This is a genomic window from Ruegeria sp. BC5, from assembly GCF_056539205.1.
The window spans coordinates 24436-49820 of the sequence record NZ_JBQFUN010000011.1; the positions used below are offsets into that span (position 1 = coordinate 24436).

A 25385-nucleotide genomic window follows, 5' to 3' on the forward strand; every position below is an offset into this window, starting at 1 on the left:
GGGGGTCAAATATTAGCTCAGCGCCTCGTCGCAGCGTCCGCAGACGCATTCATGGGCGTGGCGGCCCACATCGGGCAGGATTTTCCAGCAACGCTGACATTTGTCGCCCTCGGCCTTTTCGAACAGCACCGCGACGCCTTCGATTTCCGGCACGCGGAACGCCTCGGCCGGGGCCGGGTCGCCAGTGACGGTCAATCCGGATGTGATGCACATGTCATCCACGTCGAAGGTTGCCAACAAGTCGCGGGTATCGCCATCCTCGACGTGCACGATCGGGGCCGCTTCGAGGCTAGAACCGATCACCTTGTCCTGACGTTGGATTTCCAGCGCGGCGGTTACAGCCCGGCGCACACGGCGAACCTTGGCCATGTTGGTTTCCAGCTCCGTATCGCGCCACTCGGTGGGAGTATTCGGGAAATCCACCAGATGAACCGAACTGTCGTCGCCGGGGAATCGCTCCAGCCAGACCTCTTCCATGGTGAAGACCAGAACCGGGGCAAGCCATGTGGTCAGGCGATGGAACAGGATATCCAGCACAGTGCGCGCAGCGCGGCGGCGCAGCGTGTCGCCGTCGCAGTACAGCGCATCCTTACGGACGTCGAAATAGAACGATGACAGGTCAACGGTGGCAAAAGTGAAGACCGCGCTGAACACGCCCTGGAAATCGAAGGACGCATAGCCCTTGCGAACCTGCTCATCCAGATCGGCCAGACGGCTGAGAACCCAGCGTTCCAAACGTGGCATATCCGCCGGATCAACCCGATCCGCTTCGGTGAAGTCAGCCAGCGAGCCCAGCATGAACCGCATGGTGTTGCGCAGGCGGCGATAGCTGTCGGCGGTGCCTTTCAGGATTTCCGGCCCGATCCGCTGGTCAGCGGTATAGTCGGTCTGAGCCACCCACAGGCGCAGGATATCGGCACCGTATTGTTTGACGACCTCTTCCGGCACGATGGTATTGCCCAGCGACTTGGACATCTTGTTGCCTTTGGCGTCCAGCGTGAAGCCATGGGTTACCACATTGCGATAGGGCGCACGGCCCTTGGTGCCGCAGGCCTGCAGCATTGACGAATGGAACCACCCACGGTGCTGGTCAGTGCCTTCCATATAGACATCGGCGATACCGTCCTCGGTCCCATCTTCACGGTCTCGCAGAACGAAAGCGTGGGTTGAGCCGGAGTCAAACCACACGTCCAGCACGTCGAACACCTGATCGTAGTCGTCGGGGTTGGCGATACCGTCGAGGATTTTCTCTTTGAACCCGTCGGTGTACCAGATATCCGCGCCGTCTTTCTCGAACGCTGCTTTGATGCGGGCGTTCAGGTCATCGTTACGCAGCAGATAGTCCGCGTCAGTCGGTAGCGCGCCCTTCTTGGTGAAACATGTCAGCGGTACGCCCCAAGCACGCTGGCGAGACAAAACCCAATCCGGGCGCGCTTCGATCATGGAATACAGGCGGTTGCGACCGGTCTGCGGCGTCCATTTCACCAGTTCGTCGATGGACCGCAAGGCACGTTCGCGGATGGTGTCGCCCATCTCGCCCATGCCGTCATCCAGCTTGCGGTCGACCGAGGCAAACCACTGCGGCGTGTTGCGATAGATGATCGGAGCTTTCGAGCGCCACGAATGCGGATAGCTGTGCTTGATCTTGCCGCGTGCCAGCAGACCACCGACTTCGACCAGCTTGTCGATCACGGCCTTATTGGCGTCACCTTCGCCACCCTTGCGGGACAGGATGTATTTTCCACCAAAGAACGGTAGATCGGCGCGGAACGAGCCGTCATCCATTACATTGTAGGTGATGACCTGCTCAAGCATGCCCAGATCGCGGTAAAGCTCGAATTCCTCCATCCCATGCGACGGCGCGCAGTGGACGAAGCCTGTACCCTCGGTATCGGTCACGAATTCAGCCGCGCGGAAGTCGCGGATGTCATCCCATTCGCCGTCGCCACCTTCGGCACCGGCCAGCGGGTGGGTCAGTTGAACATTGGCCAACTCATCCGTCGTCACGTCGCGGACGCGGGTCCACTGATCGTCGTTCAGACGGGCGCGGCCCAACACGTCAGCGGCAAGGTTGTCTGCCAGCAAGAACTTGTCGCCGACACTGGCCCAGCATTCCTCAGGTGCGCCGGTGACTTCGTACAGGCCGTAGGAGATATCCTTACCGTACACGACCGCCTTGTTCGACGGCATGGTCCATGGAGTCGTCGTCCAGATCACGACAAAAGCATCATCCAAGTCGCCTGCATTCACGACTTTGAACTTCACCCAGATGGTGAAGCTTTCCTTGTCGTGATACTCGACCTCAGCTTCGGCCAGCGCGGTCTTTTCGATGGGCGACCACATCACAGGTTTCGAGCCCTGATAGAGCGTGCCGTTCATCAGGAACTTCATGAATTCGTCCGCGATCACGGCTTCGGCATGATAATCCATGGTGATGTAGGGATCGGGCCAGTTGCCGGTGATGCCCAGACGCTTGAACTCTTCGCGCTGGATGTCGATCCAGCCTTCGGCGAACTTCCGGCACTCCTGGCGGAAATCGACGATGTTCACCTCATCCTTGTTCTTGCCCTTCTTGCGGTATTGTTCCTCGATCTTCCACTCGATTGGCAGGCCGTGGCAATCCCAGCCGGGCACATAGCGCGCATCATGACCCATCATCTGATGGGATCGGACGATCATGTCCTTGATCGTCTTGTTCAGCGCGTGGCCGATATGCAGGTGTCCGTTGGCGTAGGGGGGGCCGTCATGCAGGGTAAAGGGCGTGCGGTTTTCTTTTTCACGCAAGCGGTCATAGACGCCGATGGTCTCCCACCGCTCCAGCCATGCGGGCTCGCGTTTGGGCAGGCCGGCGCGCATGGGGAAGTCGGTTTTGGGCAGGTTCAGCGTGTCTTTGTAATCAGGTGTCTGGATCGTGTCGGCGCACATTGGGGGCGTCCTTTGGATGATCTGGTCGTCTTATGGCTCGAAGCGGTCGGTGCGAAGTCTCAAACACCTTTGCCCGGCGTCTCAATGGGTCAGAGCGCCGGGGATATAATTCGAATAATGATGGCCATCCGGTCATACATGGCCGCGCTTATAGGACGCCCGCCCTCAATGGTCCAGAGGTTCCGGGTCCTGCGGCGAATGGCGCAGCTTGGCCCATCGGTTCAGCCATGCCAGCCCTGCCAATGCCAGGCCCAGCGCCAGCAGCGAGAACACCCGGATCAGCCCACCCAGGCCAGCGATATCGATCAGGAACACCTTGGCCACGGCCAGTCCGATCACCACCAGACCCGCCTTACGCATCAGGTCGGATCGGCGCGCCAGCGATTGGTAGAACAGCACCGCACCAATCGCCAGCAGAGCCATGGTGTAGGTGTAAAGCTCAGGCTGTGTCACGCCGTTGCCTTCATACATCCCAGCGGCGCCCTGCCAAACATGGCGGATCATCAACCCCAGCCAAAGGGCGGCAAGTACACTGGTCAATCCCCAACTGGCACGCTTTAGCCAAAGCGGGGTTGCGTAAATGCGCCAGACCGAGAAACCGATAATCAGCGCAGGCAGCAGATAGGCCACCGCCAGCGTATTCAGAACCGGCGGTCCCAGAACCGGTGGCACGGCTGTGCCGAGCAGCGGGTTCGCCTCGACCACCGCCTGCGCCAGACGCAACAAGCCGTGGCTGGCAAAGAACGCGGTCAGCAGATAGCGGACGTAGTTCAGCTTACCCCCCAGTTCCAACCGCTGGACTTGCGCGAAGGCTAGAAGCAGCCAGATGATCGCCAGCAAGCCCAACCCCCAGTGGCTGTTGGTGGCGTTGCCTTCGCCAAAGCTTTGCAGCCAGCGCTCCAAAAGCAAGGACAGCAGAATGCCCCCGGTTGCCCAAGCCGCGCTTTCCAACAACAGGCGCGCTACCGGGCGATGCATCGGCCGCAGTAGCAACCACCCGATCACAAATCCCAAAGTGGCCCCGCCATACACCAGCGCCATCTCAGGCACCGGTGCATAGCTGGCCCAGGCAAGGCCCGGTGTCAGAACCAACCGAACGGTGACTGTGAATACGCCTGCCCAGATGAACCAAGTCATCGGTGGCAGATTGAATTGGCGGTCCAGCGCCGCTGCCACCACGACCATCACAACCAGCGCAATGGTTAACGCGGCCGAGCTAAGAACAATGATGCAGGCAAAACTCAGGCAGGACAGGGCTGATATCGTAGCCAGCGCCGGACGCATCCGATCCTCGCCATCTAATCGCGCAAAACGCTCGGCCAGAATGACCATCAGCACGCCCAGCGCAATTGCGTGCAAGGCCCAAGGGTATGCCCCGATGACGTGGGCCGGATGCCAGCCGACCTCAAGCGCGATGGCCAACGCGGGGGCAAACACCGCCGCTGCTCCGGCCCAGATTGGCGCGTATTTTTGCGCATTCATCGACCGCCACGCCGCAGTGATCGAAATCACCACGCCAAGGGCGATGAGAATGGTTGCCACCCAAGGAAAGTCAGCCTCGGGCGTTTCTGCAAAGGTCTCGGCAAACTGGCGCAAAACGATCCCGTTGTCCAAGCCATGCATCAGGACAAACCAGACGAGACCAAGCGCAGGCAGTGCCGTAGCATCCTGCAACGCTTCGGCCCGCTGTGCCCACAACATCAATCCAAGGGTCATCCCGGATAGCAGAACAACGCCCAACCAGAATTCATCAACACTGTCCGCCCAGTGCAGCGACACAATCGCCGAGCTGACAGCGACCGCGCCAAAGCCCAGTCGGGTCGGGAATTCTGGCCATGCATCGCCCTTTTTCCGCCTAACGATTTCGCAGATCATCGACCCGCCATGATTGGGCCAAATGCGCCGGACTGGAATTGCGATGGCGATCACAGCCAATGCCGTTACGCAAATCAAGTATGCGGCCTCGGTCAGGGGCGAAGACAACACCAGCAGTAGGCAGGTTGTGTAGGCCCCAAACAAGGTCAGGACCGAAATCCATGCCCATCGCCGCACCGTGTCGATTCCCAGACCCAGAACAGCGATGACAACGAAATAGGCATACAGCCAGCTTGGGTTCTCTGACGTGCCACCAACCACGAAGGGGGCAGAAAACGCACCCGTTAATCCGACAGCGGCCAGCAAGGGGCCGTGAAACCAGCCCAAAACCAATCCCACCAGCGCAACCGCGACCATTGCGGTCAAAGCGACCTCGGGGCCGATCAGGTCATAAAGCTGCCGCGCGGCCAGAACGGCTCCGAACAGCGTGACCAGCCCAGCACCGGAAAAGACCGACGGCAGATAGGCAGTCGCTGTGCTTTCGTCATCACCATATCTGCGCCGGATGACCTCGCCAGCAACAATCAGCACTGCACCGAAAAGCAACGCCGCGATCACACGAGCGAATGGCGGCAACAGCCCGCTTTCAACGCCGTACTGAACCAGAAATATCCCCGCCAGCGCCAGCGACAGGGCCGAGACCGCATAGAACCAGTTCTCGCGCAGCCAGATTGTCAGCGCGGCCAGACGATCCTCGCGGAAGACAACGGCTGCGGGTGGCGTTTGCTCGGCCACAGGTTTGACCGATTGCGCCTTGGCTGCAGACCATGGAGCGGGTTTCGATGCCCTGTCCGGATTTTCGGTCGGTTTGCGCGGCTCAACCTGCTGCGGTTCCGGCGCATCGCTGCCAAGGGACAGTATTTGGCGCTCCAGATGCTCAACCCGTCGACGTAGGCGTGTATGGTTGACTAACAGCACAATGAAGGTGACCGGAATGGCCAGCACGATCAATCCGACAAGGACAAGAAGGGATTCCAATGGGTTCTCCGGGCGGTTTCGATGTCAGGCTACCTGAGGCGCACAGTCAGCAACAGCCAGAATTCCCGATAAATTGCTTGTCGGTCTTAAGGGCTACACCCAACCAATCGACGGGCGGGCGATCATCAGCCAGATGATAATCAAAACCGACGCAAAGGCAGGAAATCCGCAAGCGAACCAGATGCGGAACAGACGGTGATAAGCCCAAGGCAGCGGCGCGTCCGCATCTGCAGAGGCCTGCGCCAACCTGCGCATTCGAACCTGTATCCACACCACCGGCAACCAAAACACCCCCGCAACCGCATAGAGCACCAGCGAGGCCAAAACCCAACCTTCGGTCAAAGGCCAGCCCAACCGCCACGCCAGCAATCCGCCTGTCACCGGTTGCAGTACAACCGCCGTTGCCGTGAACAGCAGATCGGCCAGCACCACGGTTCCTGCGGTCTGCGCGATGAACCTGGCGTCACCAGAACGATGCGCGATCAGCATGAAAAACGCGATGCCTGCCCCCGTGCCCAACAGGACGCAGGCGCCGATAACGTGTAAGAAACGCAGGATCAGGTCAGGGTCCATCAGCGGCTCTGCAACAGGGGCCAGGCGATAAGCGACAAGGTCATCGCCGGCAGGATTTTGATCAACGGGCCAAGCGGGTCCAGCCACAGGCCGGGTACGGTGAAACTGGCCGCCAGCAAATAGAACAAGGCCACCGCGACCTGCGCCAGACAGGCGCGCGCAGCCCACGGTCGCCACAGGATCGCAAGCCCCAAAAAAATGTCGACCAATGACCAGAACAAAACGCTGGCAACGGCCATTCCGGTGCTCCACCCGGCCCCGGTCAGAACCGATGTAGCCTTAGGCAGACCAATCAGCCCGAAAAAGCCGGACAGCAGCCAGAACAGGCTGAGCGCGGCGACGACCAGTGGCATCAGCAAGGACATTCGCGCAACCAGCCGATGTTCACGGGCGCAAGTCAGGCCTGCATAAACCTGGGGCAAGGGTGCCAGTGACCGGCCTGTTGCGGCGCGATACGGTTCCGGATCACCAACCACACCCTCGCCCATCACGGTCATCGCATTGCTGCGCAGAGGCGAGCGCCAACCCAAATGGCCCAACGCATCAGCGCCGCGTGCGATTATGGCTGTAACAACCGCCGGCATTCTCACAGTGAGTCGCGCTGCGGGAAAACCCATCCAGCGCCGTGTCTCGGCCAGGACCTCAGATAGTGGGGCGGGCGTGTCTTCGACCAGATCGTAAGTGCCCTGTGGGACCTCATCGGCCACGGCTGCGGTCACGGCACGGCACAGGTCCGACATGCCGACGCATTGAACCAAAACATGCGGATACGCGATGGGTTGTACCATAGGAACCGCTGCCAGCATGCGCAGCAGCGCTGTTCCGCCATAATCGGATTGCCCGATCACCAGACCGGGTTTGAAAATCCAAAGCGGCAAATCACAGGCCCGCAGCGCAGCGTCCCCAGCCGCCTTGGTGCGCATGAAATCCGTTTCTGCATCGAGGTCGGCACCAATGGCCGAGATTTGAACCACCGCAATGCCCCTTTGCGCGCAGGCTTGCCCCAAGGACGCAATGGCGGTGTGATGCACAGCCTCGAGATCATCGGCGGGACCATCCTGCAATGCTCCTGCACAGTTCACGACACAGTCAACGTGCTCCAGATGCGCGACCCAGTCCTTGGGCTGCAGACAAGCCCGCAAATCGCCTTGCACCTGCGTGACATCCGGCAGAACCTGCACCCCGGTTTTCAAGTTACGCACAAAGGCCGCCACATGCGCGCCCTCGGCTTGCAGAGATCGCGTCACCGCAGCGCCGATAAAGCCATAAGCCCCTAGAACCAGGACGTTTTTATTCTCAATCCGCAATGGTTGCTCAACCCGATGAACCTGTCTGCGGCAGCGTAACCGTTGGCCAACAATTGACCAGCCCCATGGGACCCACTGCGACAATCTTGGCCGTCAGGGGTGAAACAGCGAGCCGACAAGATAAGCGATCAAGGCCGCTGCACCGCCGATCAAAAAGGTCTCGAGCCCGGACCGCCACCACGGGGACAGCGACCAATGGGCTTTGAAGGCCCCAATGGCAAAGAAAACACCCATCGTCATGCAGACCGAGATGGCAAAGGCATGATCGACCGATAAAAGGAATGGCAGCAATGGCACCATGCCCGCGACAAGAAAGGCGATGAAGGTCGCCATGGCAGCTTTGAACGGATGGGGGTCAACGCTGCCCAACCCGTATTCGCCTTCGACCATCAGGTTGATCCAATTGTCGTGGTTGGCGGTGATTGCATCGGTGGCCTCATCCAGAACGTCGCCCGACAGGCCCTTTTGGGCTAGTATCTCGCGCACCTCGCGGCGCTCGCCCTCCGGGTAAAGGCTGATGTGGCGTTCCTCGATGGCGCGGATGCGGCGGATGTTGTCCAACTCGGCCTTGGTGCCCGAGTAATTTCCGGCAGCCATGGAAAACCCGTCGGCCAGAACATTGGCAAGCCCCAGCGCCACGATGATGAACGGCGAAAGCCCCGCTCCGGCAACCCCGGCCACGATGGCAAAGGTGGTGACCGATCCGTCGATACCGCCATACACCACGTCCCGCAGCACCCCTCGCCCCGGAGGCGCATTGATCCGCGCGGCAATTTCCTGCTGGCTGTGTCCGTGATCGGTCATGGCTGGCTCCGGCTTTGTTATGCACACCAGCGGGCCACAGGACTTTGCGTCAGGTCAAGTTTTGAAAAACAACCCGCTGAGCGCGCGTTTGATCATCCCGCGCGTAGATGGCTTGTGCCGGTCGGAAAACGGCAGTGGTCGGCAAACCTCCATCGCAGCCACACCAACCCGCGCGCTGAGCGCGCCGTTCACCAGCCCCTCGCCAAACCGGCGCGACAGTTTACTAAGGACCGATCCGCCCAGAATAGGTTCCAGCAGATCATCACCCACGGCCACGGCCCCTGTCGCCACCAGATGCACGAACACTGCACGGGTCAGGCGCCAGCTGCCCAGAAATCCAGCGCGTCCGCCATAAATCTCAGCAACCCGACGGATCATCCGTAATGAGGCCGCAAGCGCGGTCACCACATCGGCCAACGCCAAGGGCACCAGCGCCGTCACCGTTGCGACCTGCCGGGCGGCGGCCTCGACCTCGCGGCTGGCGGCGGCGTCCAGAGGGGCCAGCAATTCGTCCTCGGCCAAGGTCAGCAGGGTTGTGGCGTCGAATTGCTCTTCCATCCGTTCAGCCAGACGGTCACGGCCCCACCGGGTTTCTTCGCGCCCTTTGTAAAACGCGATCAGGCGGTTGGTGACCGCACGGGCCTGTGCCAAATCCGCCTCAGCCAACGCGGCATCTGCGGCGCGGCGCATCCCATCCACGCGGGACAAGCGCCCGATGGCTGCCAGCTCCCGTAGGGCGATGATCAGGGCGACCAGAACCAACGCACCGATCAGACCAGTTACAACCCAGCCCAATATCGGTGACCGCAACAACAGCGAGGTGGCGAAATCCCATGCGGCAACAGAAACCACCGCTCCAATCACGGCCAGCGCCAGACCCCAAAACCATCGTGATAGAACCGAGGGTTTCCGCGCAGCCAAGCGGGCGGCCACTTGCATCGCCTGACCTTGAGGTGGCTCAATATCGGGGACCGGCGGAGCCTGTGCGACGTCGGCAGCAGGTTGTTCCGTATCGAGATCAATCAGTACCGGACCTTTAGCCATCCGCCACCCCTTTCCGCCGCCAGACATATTTGATGTCTGGCAGATTTTCATCGTTATCGGCCCCGTCGCTGCGGGCAACTTCGGCAAAACCGTTGCGCTCATAGAACCGGCACGCCCCGTGGTTGGCCTGAAACGCAAAAAGGGACAGTTCGATCTGATCGGACTTGGCGTGGTCCAACAAGCGCTGTCCAATGCCTTGTCCACATTCTGACGGTGTCAAATACAGGGAATGAACTTCTGTTTCATTGAGCGCAAGAAATCCCACAACGCCAGTATCGGTTTCGGCCACCGTGACCCACCCTAGATCGATCATCCAACCGCAAAAGGCGATGGTTTCAGCGCAGGTATGTAGCTCGGGCATCCAATCGTTTTCGCGCGAAAAGCCGTGCAGGATCTCTCCGATCTTTCCGGCATCCGTGGTACGAGCGGGGCGGAGAGTCACGGTCACAGGCGGTCTCCGATCAGAAACTGCGTGGCACGGTCCAACCGGATATGGGGCGGGCCATCGCCCGGACGCAAGGTCAGATGCGCTGGGGCAAAGGCCATAAACCCAAAATCCTTGTCCAACCAGTTTTCAGCCCCGTTACGGGCCGGACCCAGTAAATGCGCCGGGTCATCTGGCAGATCACCGGGATAAAAGGCCGCCTGTTTGCCGTTCAGCAACGTCCCACGCACACACGGCAGATCCGCCCCGTTATGCGTCCGGATTTCCTCGGTCGTGGCACGCAGGGCGGCCAGCGACAGCGCCGCCGTCTCGGCCCCGGCAAAGCTGGCCCGGTCGCGGGCATCGCGGGTTAGAGCCTCCATGATATGGGTTAGGCGAGGATGCTGCGTGTGGTGCAGGTGATCGGCCTTGGTGGCTGCGAACAGGATACGTTCAACCCGCTTGCCCAACAGCAACTGGCTGAGCCACGCATTGCGCCCCGGTCGAAAGGCCGACAGGATATCGGCCATCGCGCGTCGCATATCCTCAACCGCTTGCGGCCCCTTGTGGATTGCACCCAGCGCATCGACCAGAACCACCTGACGGTCGATCCGCGAGAAATGATCGCGAAAGAAGGGTTTCACCACTTGCGATTTATACGCCTCATACCGCCGCGCCATTTCGCGGTGCAGGCTGCGGCGCGGTGCGTGGCCCTCCACCGGCAATGGCGCAAAGGTCAGCACCGGAGAACCCGCCAGATCGCCGGGCAGTAGAAACCGCCCCGGCGTACAGTCGTAAAAGCCTGCATCCCGTGCGGCGTTCAAATACGCAGCAAAGGCTTTGGCCAACGCCTGAGCCGTGGGTTCGTCATGAGCATCCGCAGGGTTTGCCACCCGGGCCTGCGTCAAATACGCGGCCGCTTCGGTCCGCGTTTCGATACGGTTTAAGGTTTCGGCTGACCAGACCTCATATGATTTGTCCAGTAGTGCCAAGTCCAGCAGCCACTCACCCGGATAGTCCACAATATCCAGATGAACCGTGCGCGGCCCCTGCAGACCCGCAAGCAACCCTGCCGGACGGGCCTTGAAGGAAAGGCGCAGCTCGGACACGGCGCGCGTGCTATCTGGCCAATGAGGCTGCGGCCCGATCAGCGCAGCCAAGTGGTTTTCATAATCAAAGCGCGGCACCGTATCGTCCGGCTGGGGTTGTAAGTAGACCGAATTGATGCGGCCCTCCTGCTGCGCGACCAATCCTGGCATACGCCCCCGGTCCAGCAGATTCGCAACCAGGGATGTGATGAACACCGTCTTTCCCGACCGCGCCAACCCGGTAACGCCCAGACGGATGACCGGTTCAAACAGAGTTTCAGACACACGGTCGCCCACGGATTCAACACCGCGCACAAGACTGTCTGCCAGGGATGAGATGACCAAACTGTCGCCCCGCTTTTATCGTTTCGCTCAAGATAGGTAGAGGGTGCCGTACATACCAGCGCTTTCCCACTCTTGCCCGTTCCCGCGCGGCGCGCTACGAGCAGCCCATGCCTAGATACGCGCTGAAAGTCGAATACCAAGGGGAACCGTTTGCCGGGTGGCAGCGGCAAAAGGAATTGCCGTCTGTGCAGGGAGCAATCGAACAGGCCTTGTCGCGAATTCAACCCGGTGATCACACCATTGCTGCAGCGGGCCGCACCGATGCGGGCGTTCATGCGCTGGGTCAAGTCGCCCATTGCGATCTGGTCAAGGATTGGGACCCGTTCCGCCTGTCTGAGGCGCTGAACTATCATCTCAAGCCGCAACCGGTGGCCATCGTCAAAGCCGCACAGGTTGACGAAGACTGGCACGCCCGGTTTTCCGCGTTAGAGAGGCAATACCTGTTCCGCATCCTGATGCGTCGTGCGCCTGCGACCCATGACGCCGGGCAGGTCTGGCAGATCAATCACCAGCTGGACGTCGATACCATGCAGGCCGGGGCGGATATGTTGATCGGGCAGCATGACTTCACCACCTTCCGCTCATCCATCTGTCAGGCTGCGAGCCCGGTCAAAACGCTGGATGAGTTGCGGGTTGAACGGGTTGAGGGCTTTTCCGGCCCCGAGATACATTTTCACGTCCGCGCCCGGTCGTTCCTGCACAATCAGGTGCGCAGCTTTGTGGGGACTCTGGAGCGTGTCGGTGCAGGCGCGTGGACGCCCGAGGATGTGCGCGACGCGTTGCAGGCCGCTGATCGCGCCGCCTGTGGGCCCGTATGCCCGCCGCAGGGCTTGTACCTGGCACGGGTCGGGTATCCGGAACCGATCTTCGGTTAGATCGCGCGCAGTAGCAAACCACTGGCGATAACCGCGATTGTCAGACCCGCCACCAATTCAATGGTCGGGGCCAGCACAGATGCAAACCGCGTGGCCGAGGCCGACGCCAGCAATCCACCGCGCAACCCGAACGACGTCCACCCGACCAGAGTCGTGACCAGCGCCGTGCCCAGCGCCATGGCAAACGCCCCGGCGATGCCAACCATCGCGATTCCCATCTGCCAAGTCAGGATCAACACAAACAGCGCCCCGGTACAGGGTCGGGCCGCGATACCGGCAATCAGCAGCAACGCCTCGCGCAGACTACCGACCTGCGCTACTTCTTCCGCTGAGGGGCCGTGACGATGGCCGCAATCTGAACAGACATCGTGGTCGTGATGATGGTCGTGATGATGGTCGCGACCATGGTGATGACCGTGGTCGTGATGCGCTTGCGCTGTGTTACTGCGGTGTCTGCGGGCAAAGCTGCGAATGGCGCGAAACACCAGCCACAGACCGATCGCGGCGATGGCACCATAGCTGATCGGGGCCATGACCTGTTCGGTTGTTCCCACAAGGCTTTCGCGTGACATCTGAAACACCAGAACGCCAGCGTAAACCAGCACGACTGCTGTCACTGCCTGCCCCAGACTGGACAGCACGCTGATTGCGGATAACCGCCAAAAGGCGACCCGACGACCCAGCCCGTACCCGCCGATCAGCACCTTGCCATGACCTGGACCGATGGCATGAAAGAACCCATAGGCGAAACAAACCGTCAGCAGGGTGGCGACGGCCTCGGGCTGTTCCGCCCGTGCGGCGCGTAAGGATCGGGCGATCTGGTTCTGAAACTCGCGCTGCTCACCCGCAGCCCATGCGGCCAGACTGTCAAACCCACCGGTGCCCCAAAACCACAGAAGCAACGCAATGGCGATGGCAACCGGAACAATCAGGTATTTGGACATGAAACGAAAATCTCGGTCGCAAAGTTTTCCCCGACCAGCGGGATATCGTTTTCCTCAAGGTCGTAATCGGCGTCCAGTGTCAACAAAAAGGCCTGCATCTGCGCCAGCTGACCATCGATATCGGGGTCGATCCGATCCATCTGACAGGACGCAGGGCCACTCACCGTCACCGGGCGGGTCAGTTCATAGGCAATGTAGAACGTCTCATCAAAAGCCTTCGCCGTCAGCGAAGATGCAGACACCGCGTCGCCATCAACCGCGCGCAAATGGGTTGTCACGATACGACCATCTTCGGTGGTTGCTGTCGGTTCCAATGGGCCGGACAGCGACACGGGCACGCCATCTGCAAAGACAACCAGATCGCCATTGTACCCTTCGATCCACTGTGCGTCGAAACCGGCCAGGAATTTCTCTTCATTTTCAGTGAGAACTCCGTCGAAATCCTGATCCAATTTCATGTCTTCAAGTTGATACAGCGAGTAAAGCTCATCATAAGCCCAGGTCACCCGCACATGGGTCAGGTGGCCGGCGTCATCCACAATGAATTCCAGCCCGGTGTCGATAAAGACATGCGGGTGCGCCATGGCCGGGATCGGCAGGCAGCAAGTCAACAGGGTTACAATCCAACGCATGCGTGAAAGATAGGGCCTGCGTCCGCGCGCGGCAATGCGATTCAATCAGCGCCCGCAGAAACCGGCCAAAGGGTCATTTTGGCGGGAACAGAACCAGTGTTTGCAAGGCCGTACCGACAGGACCTTGCGTGTCATACAATACGGACTGGGACATTCCGATCCCCGACGGCTGCCAATGGCACAGTGATTCTGAGGCCAGCCAATCCGACCCCGGCTCGCGATGGATTTGCACGGTCAGATCGGTGTTCATGAACCCCATCTCGGTCGTCGGTGCGTTCCACGAGATGCCGTTGCCACAATCGGCCAGCGGGCACAGTGCCTGAATCGGCGAAGGGTCCTCGCCCTCAAGCAAAGCCGGGGTGCGCATCCAGACCGTCTTGGGACCGGCGCCCTGATTGCCGTCTTTCGGGTACAGCACTTCTGAGTGGTTGGCGAAGCCCGGCAGACCGTGGCGTATCTCACCGATCGGAAATGGCCCCGTCACCGCATCTTCCAGCCGGGGTGAAGTAATCGTGACATTCGGGACCGGTCCCAGGTTACGGCGGGCCAAGTGCATCGTGGTCGCGGTGGCGCAGAGCGTGTCGTCCAGATCGTGAACCGTTACCCGCGTGGTCGCCAGCGTCTTGGTGTGGCGCGTAGTCTCGGCAGCCACGCGCAGCCCTGCCAAGGGTTGTGGGCGCAGCAGATCGACCGTCAGGCGGGTCAGCATCTTTTCCGGTCCCACCTCGGTTTCCGCGGCACGCACGATTAGACCGCTGACAGGCCCGGCGTGGCAGTGATCGGCCGACCACGGCCCCCGGGCGGGGTCATTGCCCACAAAAGCGCCATCAGGGCGCAGATGAAAATAGGCCTGTTGGTTCAGGTCTTGTGTCCCGTTCATACGCTGCCTCAAAAGTTTTCTGTGCGTGTCTGGTAATCCGATCCGATGACCGGGCTTTACCTTGGGCCAAAGAATGACTTAGCTGCGGCAACGATGTCCAGTTCAGTGACGGCACGTCATCACTGGCAAATTGAAGCAGAGGGGGGCGCGACATGGCGTTGCTGATCGAAACCGGGTTGTCCGACTGGATAAGCGACAACGACATCGCCCAAGACATTCGGCGGCTGCACCCGGACATGGATGTACGCACGCCTGAAACCCTTGGTGATCCAACCGACATCACGATGGTCGCCGTCGTCGTGCTGTGCAACGATCACCCCAAGCGGCTGCCCAACCTGAAACTGGTGCAAAAACTGGGCGCCGGGGTAGAGACCATCGTCAGCAATCCGCACCTGCCCGCGCATGTGCGTATAACACGGCTGAAACCGGACGCCCCCGCGCAGGGTATTGCCGAATGGTTCGTCGCTTATGTTCTGCGCCATCAACGACACATGACCTTTCATGAAAAGGCGCAAAACCGCGCGGAATGGGCCCCCAGAGCACCACTCTATTCGCCAGACACCGTGGTAGGTGTGCTGGGTCTGGGCCATATCGGCGCCCGCAGCGCCAAAATGCTACGCGCCGTCGGGTTTCAAGTGATGGGTTGGAGCCGCTCAGCCAAGCAGATCGATGGGGTTACCTGCCTGCATGGCGACGCGGCTCTGCCAGAACTGCTGGGTCAGTGCGACCATGTCTGCGCGATCCTGCCTTCGACCCCGCAGACAATCGGTTTGTTCGATGCAGGGATGCTGGCGGCAATGAAGCCAGGTAGCCAATTACTGAACGCGGGTCGCGGGGATCTGATTGAAGAAACCGCCCTGATCGTCGCGCTGGACCATGGTACACCCGGTCATGCGGTGCTGGACGTGACTTCGACCGAACCACTTCCGTCCGACAGCCCGCTCTGGACACATCCCAGTGTCACTATCACGCCGCACGTGTCGGGCTGGCATCTGGGCGAAGCGCTGGCTGATGTGGGCGAGAATTTCCGCCGCCTGAGCGCAGGAGGCCCTTTGCTGCACGAAGTCGACAGGGCCCGCGGTTACTAGACCCAGATCAGGGTGTCAGGATCCAGTTTCCGCCTGCGTCGCGACACCGGCGGGTTCTGACCTCGCGAGTCTGATCCGATCCTTCGGGTCGAATGAAATGCTGCAGGTGTACGCAGTTGTCACGTACGTCGCGGACGCGAATCGTGCCTTTGGAACCGGTGGCTTCGTTCACCCAGGAACTTTCCTCACCCACCCGAGGTGTCGCGCCTGACAGCATCGCGTCAGCGGCTGTGTTCACAACCTCGAAATCGGCAGGTGTCAGCCCCATTTCTGCGATGATTCGGGAAAGCGGCTTGGCCTGCACGGTCGGGATTGCAGCCAGAACAACAACAGCTACCAATGTAGAAGAAATCCAGGCTTTCATGATCGCCTCACCTTGCTGAAATAGATTTGCATTCAAGACTATACCGGCAGCGAACGGGGGCCAAGCCCTGTTGGGCAAACGCTAAAACTATCCAGAACAATTCTTTTGACGGTCTAAGGCCGCTACTGGCATGGCATTCCATTCGTGGCGTTAGCCCGGCACAACTGAGTTACCCCGCACGAATGCCCCCTATGGTGCGTGGGCGGAGCGAAACAACCACGATCAACTGTGCAAAGACGCGAACCAGCAACCACCCCGTAACTGGCTAACCACTTACGCCGATTCAGTTTTTCCCGCGCAGGGGTTCACAGAAGCACTTGAATCTGGTGAAATAGCACCGTTTTTAGCACTGGAGATTGTTCAATGGTACTGCGCGGATCCCTGCTGGCACTGGCAGCTGTAATTGGCCTGACGGCCTTAGAGGCGACCCCTGTAGTCGCCAAAGAGGAAACCAAATCGGTCTTCGTCATGAGCCGCACATGGGCCGTTACGCAGGTTTCGGATGCTCCGGTCGTGTACCGCGCCACGCGTGACAACAACAATCTGAACCCGTTCGGTCCGCCACCGCGCCTGCGCACCATTCAAGCTATGGCCGCCATTCAGGCAGCCACCGGATGCAAGCCTATCCGGGCCAGCATGTATCAAAACATCTCAGGCCAGTTCTTTTCGCAGGTCAGCTGCAATTGATCTTGCCGCGAAACGGGCATTGAGGTCAGCGCGGCCCACTGCCATAGCTTGCGCATGAAACTTGCAATCAATGGATTCGGCCGTATTGGCCGCACGATCCTGCGGCAGCTGCTGGCTTTGCCGTGGGGCAAGGATATTGAGCTGGTGCTGATCAACGATATCGCACCGCTGGAAACCTGTGCCTACCTGTTCAAATACGACAGCACGTTCGGCCCCTACTCTGGGCCTGTCGATACCGGCGACGGAACCCTTGTCATCGACGGCCACACAATCCCGGTGACCCACAGCCCCGACCTGTCCCGCGTCGACCTGAGCGGCGTGGATGTCCTGATGGATTGCACCGGCGTCGCCCGTACCTCGGATGTTGCCAGCCAGGGGCTGACCGCCGGGGCGGGCAAAGTGCTGATCTCGGGTCCCTCGCCCGCAACCGAAGTCACGATCGTTCTGGGCGCCAACGAAGCGCAGTTGGGCAACGCCCGGATCGTTTCGAACGCGTCCTGCACCACCAATGGGCTGGCCCCACTGATCAAGGTGCTGGATGGAATCGGCGGCATCGCCTCGGCCCATATGACGACCATCCATTGCTATACCAACAGCCAACCCATGATTGACGCCCCGCGCGGCGATCTGGCCCGGTCACGCGCCGGGGCGCTTTCCATGGTGCCCACCACCACCAGCGCCACGCACTTGATTGATGAGGTCATGCCGCATCTCGCGGGTCGCATCTCGGGCGCGGCGGTGCGTGTCCCCACAGCCAGCGTGTCTGCGGTGGATTTGGTCGCAACACTTGAGCGCGGTATGTCCGCCACTGACTTTGAAGCCGAGCTGCGCAAGACGGTCGCGCAGTCTCCCGTTCTGGGATGGACCGATCACCCGCTGGTGTCGTCAGATTTGCGTACACGACCGGAATCTTTGGTCATTGCAGGCCCCGAGACGCGGATGGTCGGCGACCGGCAGGTTCGCATTTTCGGCTGGTATGACAATGAATGGGGCTTTTCAGCACGTATGCTCGACGTCGCCCGCCTGATGGCACAGCCTTGAATTCGCGGAACCGCAGCGCGCGGGCCTGCCCGGGCGCTGCCCGGCCCAACGGATCACAAGAATCTTTGATGCGATGGGATCGGGCGGGAGGAGCCCGTCAATGCGTTCATGGGTTGGCGCCACATTACCACCCCGCAAACGGGGCTGACGGGGCACACAAACCGGTAATTTGGCATCTCATTCGATAAGTTCTTTCCCTGTGTGGAAACTGATGCTCTAACATGAACGGTATCAGCCGTTGTTTTTCATAAGACGGTGAAATTGATTTCGACTTGGGGCAGTTGGAGCCATTCGATGCGGGGAAGCAGGCCACAGGCCTTTGTGAAATATTGTCTGCTTGGCGTTATTGCCGCCGCTCTGCCCTCATCTCTGGCCGCGCTGGAAACATCCCTGTCCGCGCCCGGTGCGCCCCAGGGAGTGGTTGAACGTATCGAAGAAACCTCCTCGGTCTTAACGGCGGATGAACGTGGCTTGGATACACCGCTCGAGGTTCTGTCTGCCGCCCTGTCAGATTACCGCACACTCGTTCAGATTCTGTATGACGAGGGCTATTTCAGCCCCGTCGTCAGCATCAAGCTGGATGGCCGGGAAGCGGCTGACATCAGCTCACTAACCGTACCCAACACGATCAACCGAGCGGTTATCACGGTAAATACCGGACCGACCTTCACTTTTGGAACGGCTATCGTCGCCCCTGTTACGCCGGAGACAATCCTGCCAGAGGAATTCGCTCCCGGAAAACTGGCCACGACCGGTGCCATCCAACAGGCGGCCTCGGCCGGGGTACAGGGCTGGCGGGACGCGGGTCACGCCAAAGCCCAACTTGAAGACCAAACCGTTATCGCTCGCCATGCGCAGAGAAAGCTGGATGCTGAAATCGACCTTGAGCCCGGTCCGCGCCTGACCTTCGGCAAGATGTTCATCAAAGGCGATACAGATGTACGCCACCACTCGATCAACAAGATCGCCGGCTTTCCCTCGGGCGAGGTTTATTCGCCAGCGGAAATCCAGAAGGTCGGCACCCGCTTGCGTCGGACAGGCACGTTCAGCATCGTTTCAATCGAAGAACATGAAACGCCCAATCCCGATGGCACGTTGGATTTCGATGCAACTTTTGAGGACATGCCCAAACGCCGCCTGACCTTCGGGGTCGAGCTGGCCTCGAATGCCGGGCTGGACGTCACCGCGACCTGGACCCATCGCAACGTCTTCCGCCGCGCGGAACGGCTGCGGTTCGAAGCCGCTCTGCGCAATATCGGCGGAACCGAGGATTTGGACGGCCGCATTGGTTTGCGCCTTGATCAACCCGACCGGCTGGGCCCGGACGACAACACCTTTTGGAGCGCCCTGCTGGAGCGGCGGAATACCGAGAATTACAACGTATCCGTGGCCTCGCTGGCCTATGGTGCGCGTCGCACCTTTTCCGACCGGCTTTATGCCGAAGCCTCGGCTGGATTTCAGTGGTCGGATGCAGATGACGCCTATGGCAGCGGCCGCAAGTTCCGCTATTTCATTATCCCAACCCGGTCTGAATGGGACGAGCGTGACAGCAAGGTCAGCGCGACTCGCGGATTTTATCTGGATGCGCAAATCATGCCCTTTGTAGGTTTTTCCGGCACAGACACGGGCATCAGGCTGTTCGCCGACACACGCGCCTATACCAGCCTGGGCACGGGCGGGCGGCTCGTTTTGGCTGGTCGGGCTCAGATAGGATCGATAATCGGTCCTTCCCCAAGCAATGTGACACCGGATTTCCTGTTCTTCTCGGGTGGTGCCGGCACAGTGCGTGGGCAGCCGTTCGAAAGCCTCGGCATTCCAGTCAACGGTGGTGAAGCAGGCGGCAAGTCCTTCCTCGGGCTGTCGGGAGAAGTCCGTGGCAAGATCACCGACACGATATCGCTTGTCGGGTTCTATGATTTCGGTACTGTGGACACTTCTTCTTTCATCGGCAGCGGTGCAGAATACCATTCCGGTGCCGGGCTTGGGGTGCGGTATGATCTTGGGGGGTTCGGCCCTCTACGCGTTGACTTAGCCCTGCCGGTTCAGGGCGACACTGGCGATGGTCTGCAATTCTATATCGGGATCGGACAAGCGTTTTGATACGGCAGTTTTCATATCCGGTTGTGACAACTGTGCTGATCCTGACAGCGCCGCCCGTACTCGCGCAAGAGGATGACGGCGGCGGCAGCATGCTGGAACGTTTTCTGCAGGACACCCTGTCGGGGGATGATCAGAACGTCACCGTTAAAGGCTTGCAAGGCGCGTTGAGCGCCCGCGCGACGATTGAAGAGATCACCGTATCGGACGACGAAGGTGTCTGGCTGACCATCAAAGACGCTCAGCTGGACTGGAACCGGCTGGCCCTGATCCGGGGTCGATTTTCCGTCAATGCCCTGACCGCGCAGGAAATCGACATCGCCCGCACGCCGGGCACAACCACCAAGGACACGCCTGCGCCGACAGCCGAAACCAAACCGTTCGAACTACCGGAACTGCCCGTTTCCATCGAGATCGGTGAAATCAGGATTGATGAGCTGTCACTGGGTGAACCTCTGATCGGGGTTGCCGCCGATCTGGCGGTGACGGGGAACCTGTCACTGGCCGATGGTACATTGGACACCAACCTGGATGTCACCCGCCTGGACCGCGGAGGGGATGAGGTGACACTGACCGCCGGGTTCCAGAACACCTCGCGCGAGATCAATCTGGACCTGCAGGTGAAAGAGGCCGCAGGCGGCGTGATATCAACTGCGCTGAATATTCCCGACAGCCCACCGATCGGCCTGTCGGTCACAGGCTCGGGCCCAGTGACCGATTTCACTGCTGATATCGCCCTGAGCAGCGACAATCAGCAACAGGTCACAGGGCAGATACAGCTGCGCGCCGCTGAAACCGGTGCGGCAGACGGGATCGCCTTTACCGCCGATCTGGGTGGCGACCTGACTCCCTTTATGGCCGAGGATCTGGACCCGTTCTTTGGCCCGAAAACACGCCTGTTCGTGGACGGCCAAACCAAACCGCAAGGCGCGCTGGACATCCCCGATCTGGAATTGACCACCCAAGCCCTGGACCTAAAGGGTGAGTTGCAATTGGCCGAAGGCGGCACGTTACAATTGGCGGCCTTGCAAGGCCGGATCACCCCGCCCGACGGAACAACGGTGGTTTTGCCGGTCAAAGGCGGCGAAACCTCGATTGAAGCGGCGCAGATTTCCGCTTTGTTCGATCAGAAAAACGGCAATTTGTGGGATCTGAGCCTGACGGCGAATGCGTTTCAATCTCCGCAAGCGAAACTGGACACGGCCCGCATCACCGCGCAGGGCACGTTAGAACAGGGCACTTCATTCAGTGTAATGGGAGACCTTCAGGCCATCGTCGACGGGATCGATCTGAATGATCAGGCCCTGAACACGGCCTTGGGAGAGAGCATCACGTTGGATGGGCAGTTCGATTACGGCAGCGATCAGTCTCTGAACCTGTCGGGGTTCGAACTGGTGGGAACCGACTATACCCTTGGGCTGGATGCGTTGATCGACGGATTGAATAGTGGACTGACGGTTGACGGTTCGGCCACGCTTGAGGCATCGGACCTGTCGCGTTTTTCGGACCTGGCGCAGCTTGATCTGGGCGGTAGTGCCTCGGCCCGCGTTGACGGCACAGGCTCACCATTGGAGCGTAGCTTTGACGGCAAACTGGTGCTTGAGGGCAGCAATCTGGTCACCGGGCGCGACGATATCGATCCCGTCATCAAAGGCGAAACCACCATCACCCTGGATGCCAGCCGAGGCAGCGACGGCATCACCATTCGCGAGTTTGACCTGAACAGCGAAGCTGCGCAGGCAAAGGCCAGCGGCGAGGTCACGACACCTGACGGCAACCTGACCATTGACGGCAAGGCCCGCGTGAATGCGTCTGACCTGTCGGTCTTTTCCGGTCTGGCCAAGCGTGAACTGGGTGGCGCCCTGCGGGCGGAAATGGACGGCAAAGGCACCGTGCAGACTTTGGAATTCGACGGCACGGCCAGCGTGATCGGACAGGATATACAAACCGGAATGTCCGACATCGATCCGCTGCTGACCGGCAAGACCACGATCACCTGGGACGGGGCACGCACGACAGATCGGATTGAAATTCGCGAAGCGACCCTCAACGGTACCGCCTTAACTGCAAAAGTCGCCGCAACGGTGGATGACCCTACCGGAGAGCTTTCGGTTGACGGCACCGCCCGTGTGAACGCCCCGGATCTGTCGCTGTTCTCGGGGTTGGCCAAGCGGGATCTGGGCGGCTCGGTCACCGCGAATGTGCAGGGCAACGGAAATCTCGCCAATCGTGTCTTTGACGTTCAGGGCAATGTGGACGCTGACGACCTTCGGACCGGGATTGATTTGGTCGATAAGTTGATCCAGGGCCGCACGACCCTGAACATTGATGCCGACAAAGACGACGATGGCATGGAAGTCCGTAAGTTTAGCCTGAGGGGCACTGCCCTATCGGCTACAGCATCGGGCAAACTGGACCGAGAGGCGGGTGGCCTGACCTTCTCGGCCCAGCTTGACGACCTGTCCCGTGTCATGACGTCGATGTCCGGCCCGCTGACGTTGGACGGGAATGTTGCCCCAACGGGATCGGGACTGGAAGGGGACATGCGCCTGAGCGGCCCGGACAGTTCCTATGCAGCCCTGACCGGAACAGTAGACACCGATGGTTCGGCCGATTTGGATTTCGACGCCAAGTTGAACAGGATCGAACGGTTCGCGCCCGAATTCCCTGGCACCGTTGCGGCAACCGGCACGGCCAAGCGCGACAATGGCGTCTGGACCATTGACGGGTCAGCCAATGGCCCGGCCGAGATCAACAGCACTATCGCTGGAACCTTCGATGAAAACAGCGGCGAGGCCGATCTGCGGGCGCAGGGTGGCATCAACCTGGGCGTCGCCAACATCTTTATCTCACCCAACAAGATCGAAGGATCGGCCCGGCACAATCTGCGGCTCAAGGGAAAGCCCGAGCTAAGTTCGCTCAGCGGTTCTATCACCACTTCGGGCACGTCAATTGCGATCCCTGAGATCGGACAGACAATAACCGGCATCAGCGGCTCGGTCGAATTGGCGCAGAGTCGCGCCAATATCTCGTTGAATGGTGGCATGCGCGCGGGCGGCACTTTTACCATCTCGGGGCCATTGGACCTGACACCGCCGCTGAACGCGAACATTGTTACGCGGCTCAATCAGTTGGTGCTAACAGACAAGCTTCTGTATGAGACCACGCTGAACGGTGAGATCGCCATGACCGGAGCGCTGGCGGGCAACAGCGCCATTTCCGGTCAGATCACGTTCGAGGAAACCAATATCAACCTCGCTGCCGCGGCTGGTGCCGTGGGCGCTGCACCGATCCCCGAGATCAGGCATGTCAATGAAAGCGCGGCTGGTTACCTAACACGGGAACGCGCGGGCCTTGTTGTCGAGGAAGGCGCGGAAAAAAGCGATTCACGTATCGCGCTGGATGTCAGCCTGCTGGCGCCCAAGGCGGTTTTCGTGCGCGGCCGGGGTGTGAACGCCGAACTGGGGGGGCGGCTGAATATCGGCGGCACGACCACCGCAGTTATCCCATCCGGCCAAATCGAACTGATCCGGGGAAATTTCGACATTCTGGGCCGCAGGCTGGCCCTGACAAAAGGCATCGTGACACTGCAAGGCGACCTGACGCCGTATATCGAGTTCGCCTCATCCACCAGCACGTCCGATGGCACCGCCACAATCGAAATCGCGGGCCCGTTGGATGCGCCGGAGGTTGACGTTTATTCCGACCCTGAACGCCCAGCCGAAGAGGCGCTGGCCATGCTCTTGTTCGGCAACCGGTTTTCCGAAATTTCACCCTTTGTCATCGCCCAGATGGCGGCGTCTCTGGCGCAGCTCAGCGGTGCCGGGGGAGATGCAACCAAAGGGCTTCGCGATTCGACCGGCGTTGACACGGTGGATATTGGCGCGTCCGAAGGCGGTGCTGGCCGACTGGGGGCCGGCGCGTATCTGAGCGACAATCTCTACACCGATTTCACCGTCAATACCGAAGGTGACACCGAGGTGAACCTGAACCTTGACGTGTCGGACAGTTTTACTGTCCGCGGTTCAGTCGACGGGCGCGGAGAAACCGGGGTTGGCGTGTTTTTCGAACGGGATTATTAATCGCTGCGGCGGATGCCAATGGTGTGCCCAACCTGCGGTGCGGGGTCCAATGGTGCATGATCTTGAACCATCCGGGCCAACCGCGCTACCGCCCAGTCCGGATATGGAGTGGAACGCCCGGTCGTATGACTGACGTTCATGAACAGCGCCTCTTGCGTCGCACAGAGTTCACCATCATCGGACAGCATCTGTGCAAAGTAATGCCCCCGTTTCTGATCGGAATCCAACATCCGAAAGCGAAACCAGAACGGTTCGTCCTGCCTAATCTCGCGCAGAAAATTCATATGCGACTGCAGGATGTAAGGCCCCTGCCCCAATGCGTCGACCTGCGCCTCGCCCAGACCCAGATGATCATCCATCAAGTGATCCAGCGCGCGGTCGAAGGCCACGCCATAGAACCCCACATTCATGTGGCCGTTATAGTCGATCCACTCGGGCAAAACTCTAAACCCTCGTATTTCAATCGGGGCATCATAGGGCCCATCGTGACCGCTGAGGGGGTTAGTCATCTGGATCCTCCTCGAATATTGCGACGGCGCGCACAAAACCCGCCGAGGCGCCCTTGATCTTGAACGGAAAACACGAAATTTCGAAACCCGTTGGTGGTAGGTCTTCCAGATTGGTCAATTTCTCAATGTGGCAATAACCGATATCCATCGACGCCCGATGGCCCTCCCAGATAATCGACGGGTCGCGCGTTTCGGCATATTCCTGGGCCGTCAGCGCAAAGGGTGCGTCCCAGCTCCAGGCGTCTGTGCCAGTGACCCGCACCCCGCGTTGGGTCAGGTACAACGTCGCCTCGCGCCCCATACCGCAGCCTTTCATCAGGTAATCGGCCTGTCCGTATTGCGTACCGGCTGAGGTGTTCACGACCACGATATCCAACGGCTGCAAGGTATGCCCGATCCGCTTCACCTCGGCCTCAACATCGGCGGCAGACACCACATAGCCGTCGTCGAAATGGCGAAAATCCAGTTTTACGCCGGGGTTCATGCACCATTCCAGCGGCACCTCATCGATGGTGATCGCCCTCTCGCCATTATTCATGGTCGAGTGGTGGTGATACGGCGCGTCCAGATGGGTGCCGTTATGCGTGGCAATTTGCAGCCGCTCAATGGCCCAGCCTTCGCCGCCCGGTAGGTCCTGTTTTTGCAAGCCGGGAAAGAAGGACATGACCTGTTCTGCGGTCTGATCATGGGTCATGTATTCGATTTCGGGCAGCATGATTGGCGGGTCCGAAACGATCCCGGTTTCCAACGGAACGGACAGATCGACGAAACGGCGGGTCATGTAAAACTCCTGCACCAGTGACGCCGACAGGGTTGGCTGCAA

20 protein-coding genes are annotated in these 25385 nt (G+C 60.1%); 6 read left to right on the plus strand and 14 right to left on the minus strand.

Annotation, left to right across the window (positions count from 1 at the left end; genetic code table 11):
- Nucleotides 1-12: 12 nt before the first annotated feature.
- The 8 genes from ileS to ACR0LY_RS19050 all read right to left on the minus strand — a co-directional run bounded on the left by ileS (nucleotide 13) and on the right by ACR0LY_RS19050 (nucleotide 11363).
- Entirely contained in the window at nucleotides 13-2925 is a 2913-nt protein-coding gene (gene ileS, locus ACR0LY_RS19015) for an isoleucine--tRNA ligase (RefSeq protein WP_170351726.1), read from the minus strand.
- Between the two features lie 165 nt (nucleotides 2926-3090).
- Nucleotides 3091-5778: a DUF2339 domain-containing protein gene (locus ACR0LY_RS19020; protein WP_170351727.1), complete on the minus strand. Its 2688-nt coding sequence runs from the start codon at nucleotides 5776-5778 to the stop codon at nucleotides 3091-3093.
- Nucleotides 5779-5871: 93 nt separating this feature from the next.
- The gene (locus ACR0LY_RS19025; protein ID WP_170351728.1) at nucleotides 5872-6351 is read right to left on the minus strand and encodes a DUF2269 family protein; all 480 of its coding nucleotides are present in this window, start codon (nucleotides 6349-6351) and stop codon (nucleotides 5872-5874) included.
- Complete coding sequence (locus tag ACR0LY_RS19030; RefSeq protein ID WP_254440271.1) at nucleotides 6351-7658, minus strand: SDR family oxidoreductase; 1308 nt, start codon at nucleotides 7656-7658, stop codon at nucleotides 6351-6353. The genes ACR0LY_RS19025 and ACR0LY_RS19030 overlap by 1 nt, the downstream gene beginning before the upstream one ends.
- A gap of 93 nt (nucleotides 7659-7751) precedes the next feature.
- A complete protein-coding gene (locus ACR0LY_RS19035) occupies nucleotides 7752-8462 on the minus strand; it encodes a VIT1/CCC1 transporter family protein (protein ID WP_170351729.1) in 711 nt (236 codons plus the stop codon).
- 54 nt (nucleotides 8463-8516) lie between these two features.
- On the minus strand, nucleotides 8517-9506 hold the full coding sequence (locus ACR0LY_RS19040; RefSeq protein ID WP_170351730.1) for a YcjF family protein: 990 nt from the start codon (nucleotides 9504-9506) through the stop codon (nucleotides 8517-8519).
- On the minus strand, nucleotides 9499-9954 hold the full coding sequence (locus tag ACR0LY_RS19045) for a GNAT family N-acetyltransferase (protein WP_170351731.1): 456 nt from the start codon (nucleotides 9952-9954) through the stop codon (nucleotides 9499-9501). Before ACR0LY_RS19045 ends, ACR0LY_RS19040 begins: the two co-directional genes overlap by 8 nt.
- Complete coding sequence (locus ACR0LY_RS19050; protein WP_170351732.1) at nucleotides 9951-11363, minus strand: YcjX family GTP-binding protein; 1413 nt, start codon at nucleotides 11361-11363, stop codon at nucleotides 9951-9953. The genes ACR0LY_RS19045 and ACR0LY_RS19050 overlap by 4 nt, the downstream gene beginning before the upstream one ends.
- Before the next feature lie 107 nt (nucleotides 11364-11470).
- Here ACR0LY_RS19050 and truA point away from each other — a divergent pair, with 107 nt between their 5' ends.
- Nucleotides 11471-12238: a tRNA pseudouridine(38-40) synthase TruA gene (truA, locus tag ACR0LY_RS19055; RefSeq protein ID WP_170351733.1), complete on the plus strand. Its 768-nt coding sequence runs from the start codon at nucleotides 11471-11473 to the stop codon at nucleotides 12236-12238.
- Here the strand turns inward: truA and ACR0LY_RS19060 are convergent.
- From ACR0LY_RS19060 to ACR0LY_RS19070, 3 genes are all read right to left on the minus strand, one after another.
- Nucleotides 12235-13182, minus strand: coding sequence for a nickel/cobalt transporter (locus tag ACR0LY_RS19060; protein ID WP_170351734.1), 948 nt, complete (start codon nucleotides 13180-13182; stop codon nucleotides 12235-12237). The two genes, truA and ACR0LY_RS19060, sit on opposite strands and share 4 nt — an antisense overlap.
- Complete coding sequence (locus ACR0LY_RS19065; RefSeq protein WP_170351735.1) at nucleotides 13167-13814, minus strand: DUF1007 family protein; 648 nt, start codon at nucleotides 13812-13814, stop codon at nucleotides 13167-13169. The genes ACR0LY_RS19060 and ACR0LY_RS19065 overlap by 16 nt, the downstream gene beginning before the upstream one ends.
- 73 nt (nucleotides 13815-13887) lie before the next feature.
- On the minus strand, nucleotides 13888-14694 hold the full coding sequence (locus ACR0LY_RS19070; protein WP_170351736.1) for a thioesterase family protein: 807 nt from the start codon (nucleotides 14692-14694) through the stop codon (nucleotides 13888-13890).
- A 152-nt stretch (nucleotides 14695-14846) separates the two neighbouring features.
- Here ACR0LY_RS19070 and ACR0LY_RS19075 point away from each other — a divergent pair, with 152 nt between their 5' ends.
- Entirely contained in the window at nucleotides 14847-15782 is a 936-nt protein-coding gene (locus tag ACR0LY_RS19075; protein ID WP_170351737.1) for a 2-hydroxyacid dehydrogenase, read from the plus strand.
- Nucleotides 15783-15789: 7 nt separating this feature from the next.
- On the opposite strand, the gene ACR0LY_RS19080 is transcribed toward ACR0LY_RS19075, so the two are convergent.
- Nucleotides 15790-16146: a hypothetical protein gene (locus ACR0LY_RS19080; protein WP_170351738.1), complete on the minus strand. Its 357-nt coding sequence runs from the start codon at nucleotides 16144-16146 to the stop codon at nucleotides 15790-15792.
- A 363-nt stretch (nucleotides 16147-16509) separates the two neighbouring features.
- Here ACR0LY_RS19080 and ACR0LY_RS19085 point away from each other — a divergent pair, with 363 nt between their 5' ends.
- The 4 genes from ACR0LY_RS19085 to ACR0LY_RS19100 all read left to right on the plus strand — a co-directional run bounded on the left by ACR0LY_RS19085 (nucleotide 16510) and on the right by ACR0LY_RS19100 (nucleotide 24053).
- Complete coding sequence (locus ACR0LY_RS19085; RefSeq protein ID WP_170351739.1) at nucleotides 16510-16833, plus strand: hypothetical protein; 324 nt, start codon at nucleotides 16510-16512, stop codon at nucleotides 16831-16833.
- 54 nt (nucleotides 16834-16887) lie between these two features.
- A complete protein-coding gene (locus ACR0LY_RS19090; RefSeq protein WP_170351740.1) occupies nucleotides 16888-17874 on the plus strand; it encodes a type I glyceraldehyde-3-phosphate dehydrogenase in 987 nt (328 codons plus the stop codon).
- Nucleotides 17875-18168: 294 nt separating this feature from the next.
- Nucleotides 18169-19974: an autotransporter assembly complex protein TamA gene (locus tag ACR0LY_RS19095; protein ID WP_170351741.1), complete on the plus strand. Its 1806-nt coding sequence runs from the start codon at nucleotides 18169-18171 to the stop codon at nucleotides 19972-19974.
- A gap of 23 nt (nucleotides 19975-19997) precedes the next feature.
- Nucleotides 19998-24053: a translocation/assembly module TamB domain-containing protein gene (locus ACR0LY_RS19100; protein WP_480641257.1), complete on the plus strand. Its 4056-nt coding sequence runs from the start codon at nucleotides 19998-20000 to the stop codon at nucleotides 24051-24053.
- Here ACR0LY_RS19100 and ACR0LY_RS19105 read toward each other — a convergent pair.
- Together ACR0LY_RS19105 and ACR0LY_RS19110 are read right to left on the minus strand one after the other, a co-directional pair.
- Nucleotides 24050-24562, minus strand: a complete 513-nt coding sequence (locus ACR0LY_RS19105; protein WP_170351742.1) for a thioesterase family protein — start codon at nucleotides 24560-24562, stop codon at nucleotides 24050-24052. The genes ACR0LY_RS19100 and ACR0LY_RS19105 overlap by 4 nt on opposite strands.
- Entirely contained in the window at nucleotides 24555-25343 is a 789-nt protein-coding gene (locus ACR0LY_RS19110) for a cyclase family protein (RefSeq protein WP_170351743.1), read from the minus strand. The genes ACR0LY_RS19105 and ACR0LY_RS19110 overlap by 8 nt, the downstream gene beginning before the upstream one ends.
- Nucleotides 25344-25385: the final 42 nt, after the last annotated feature.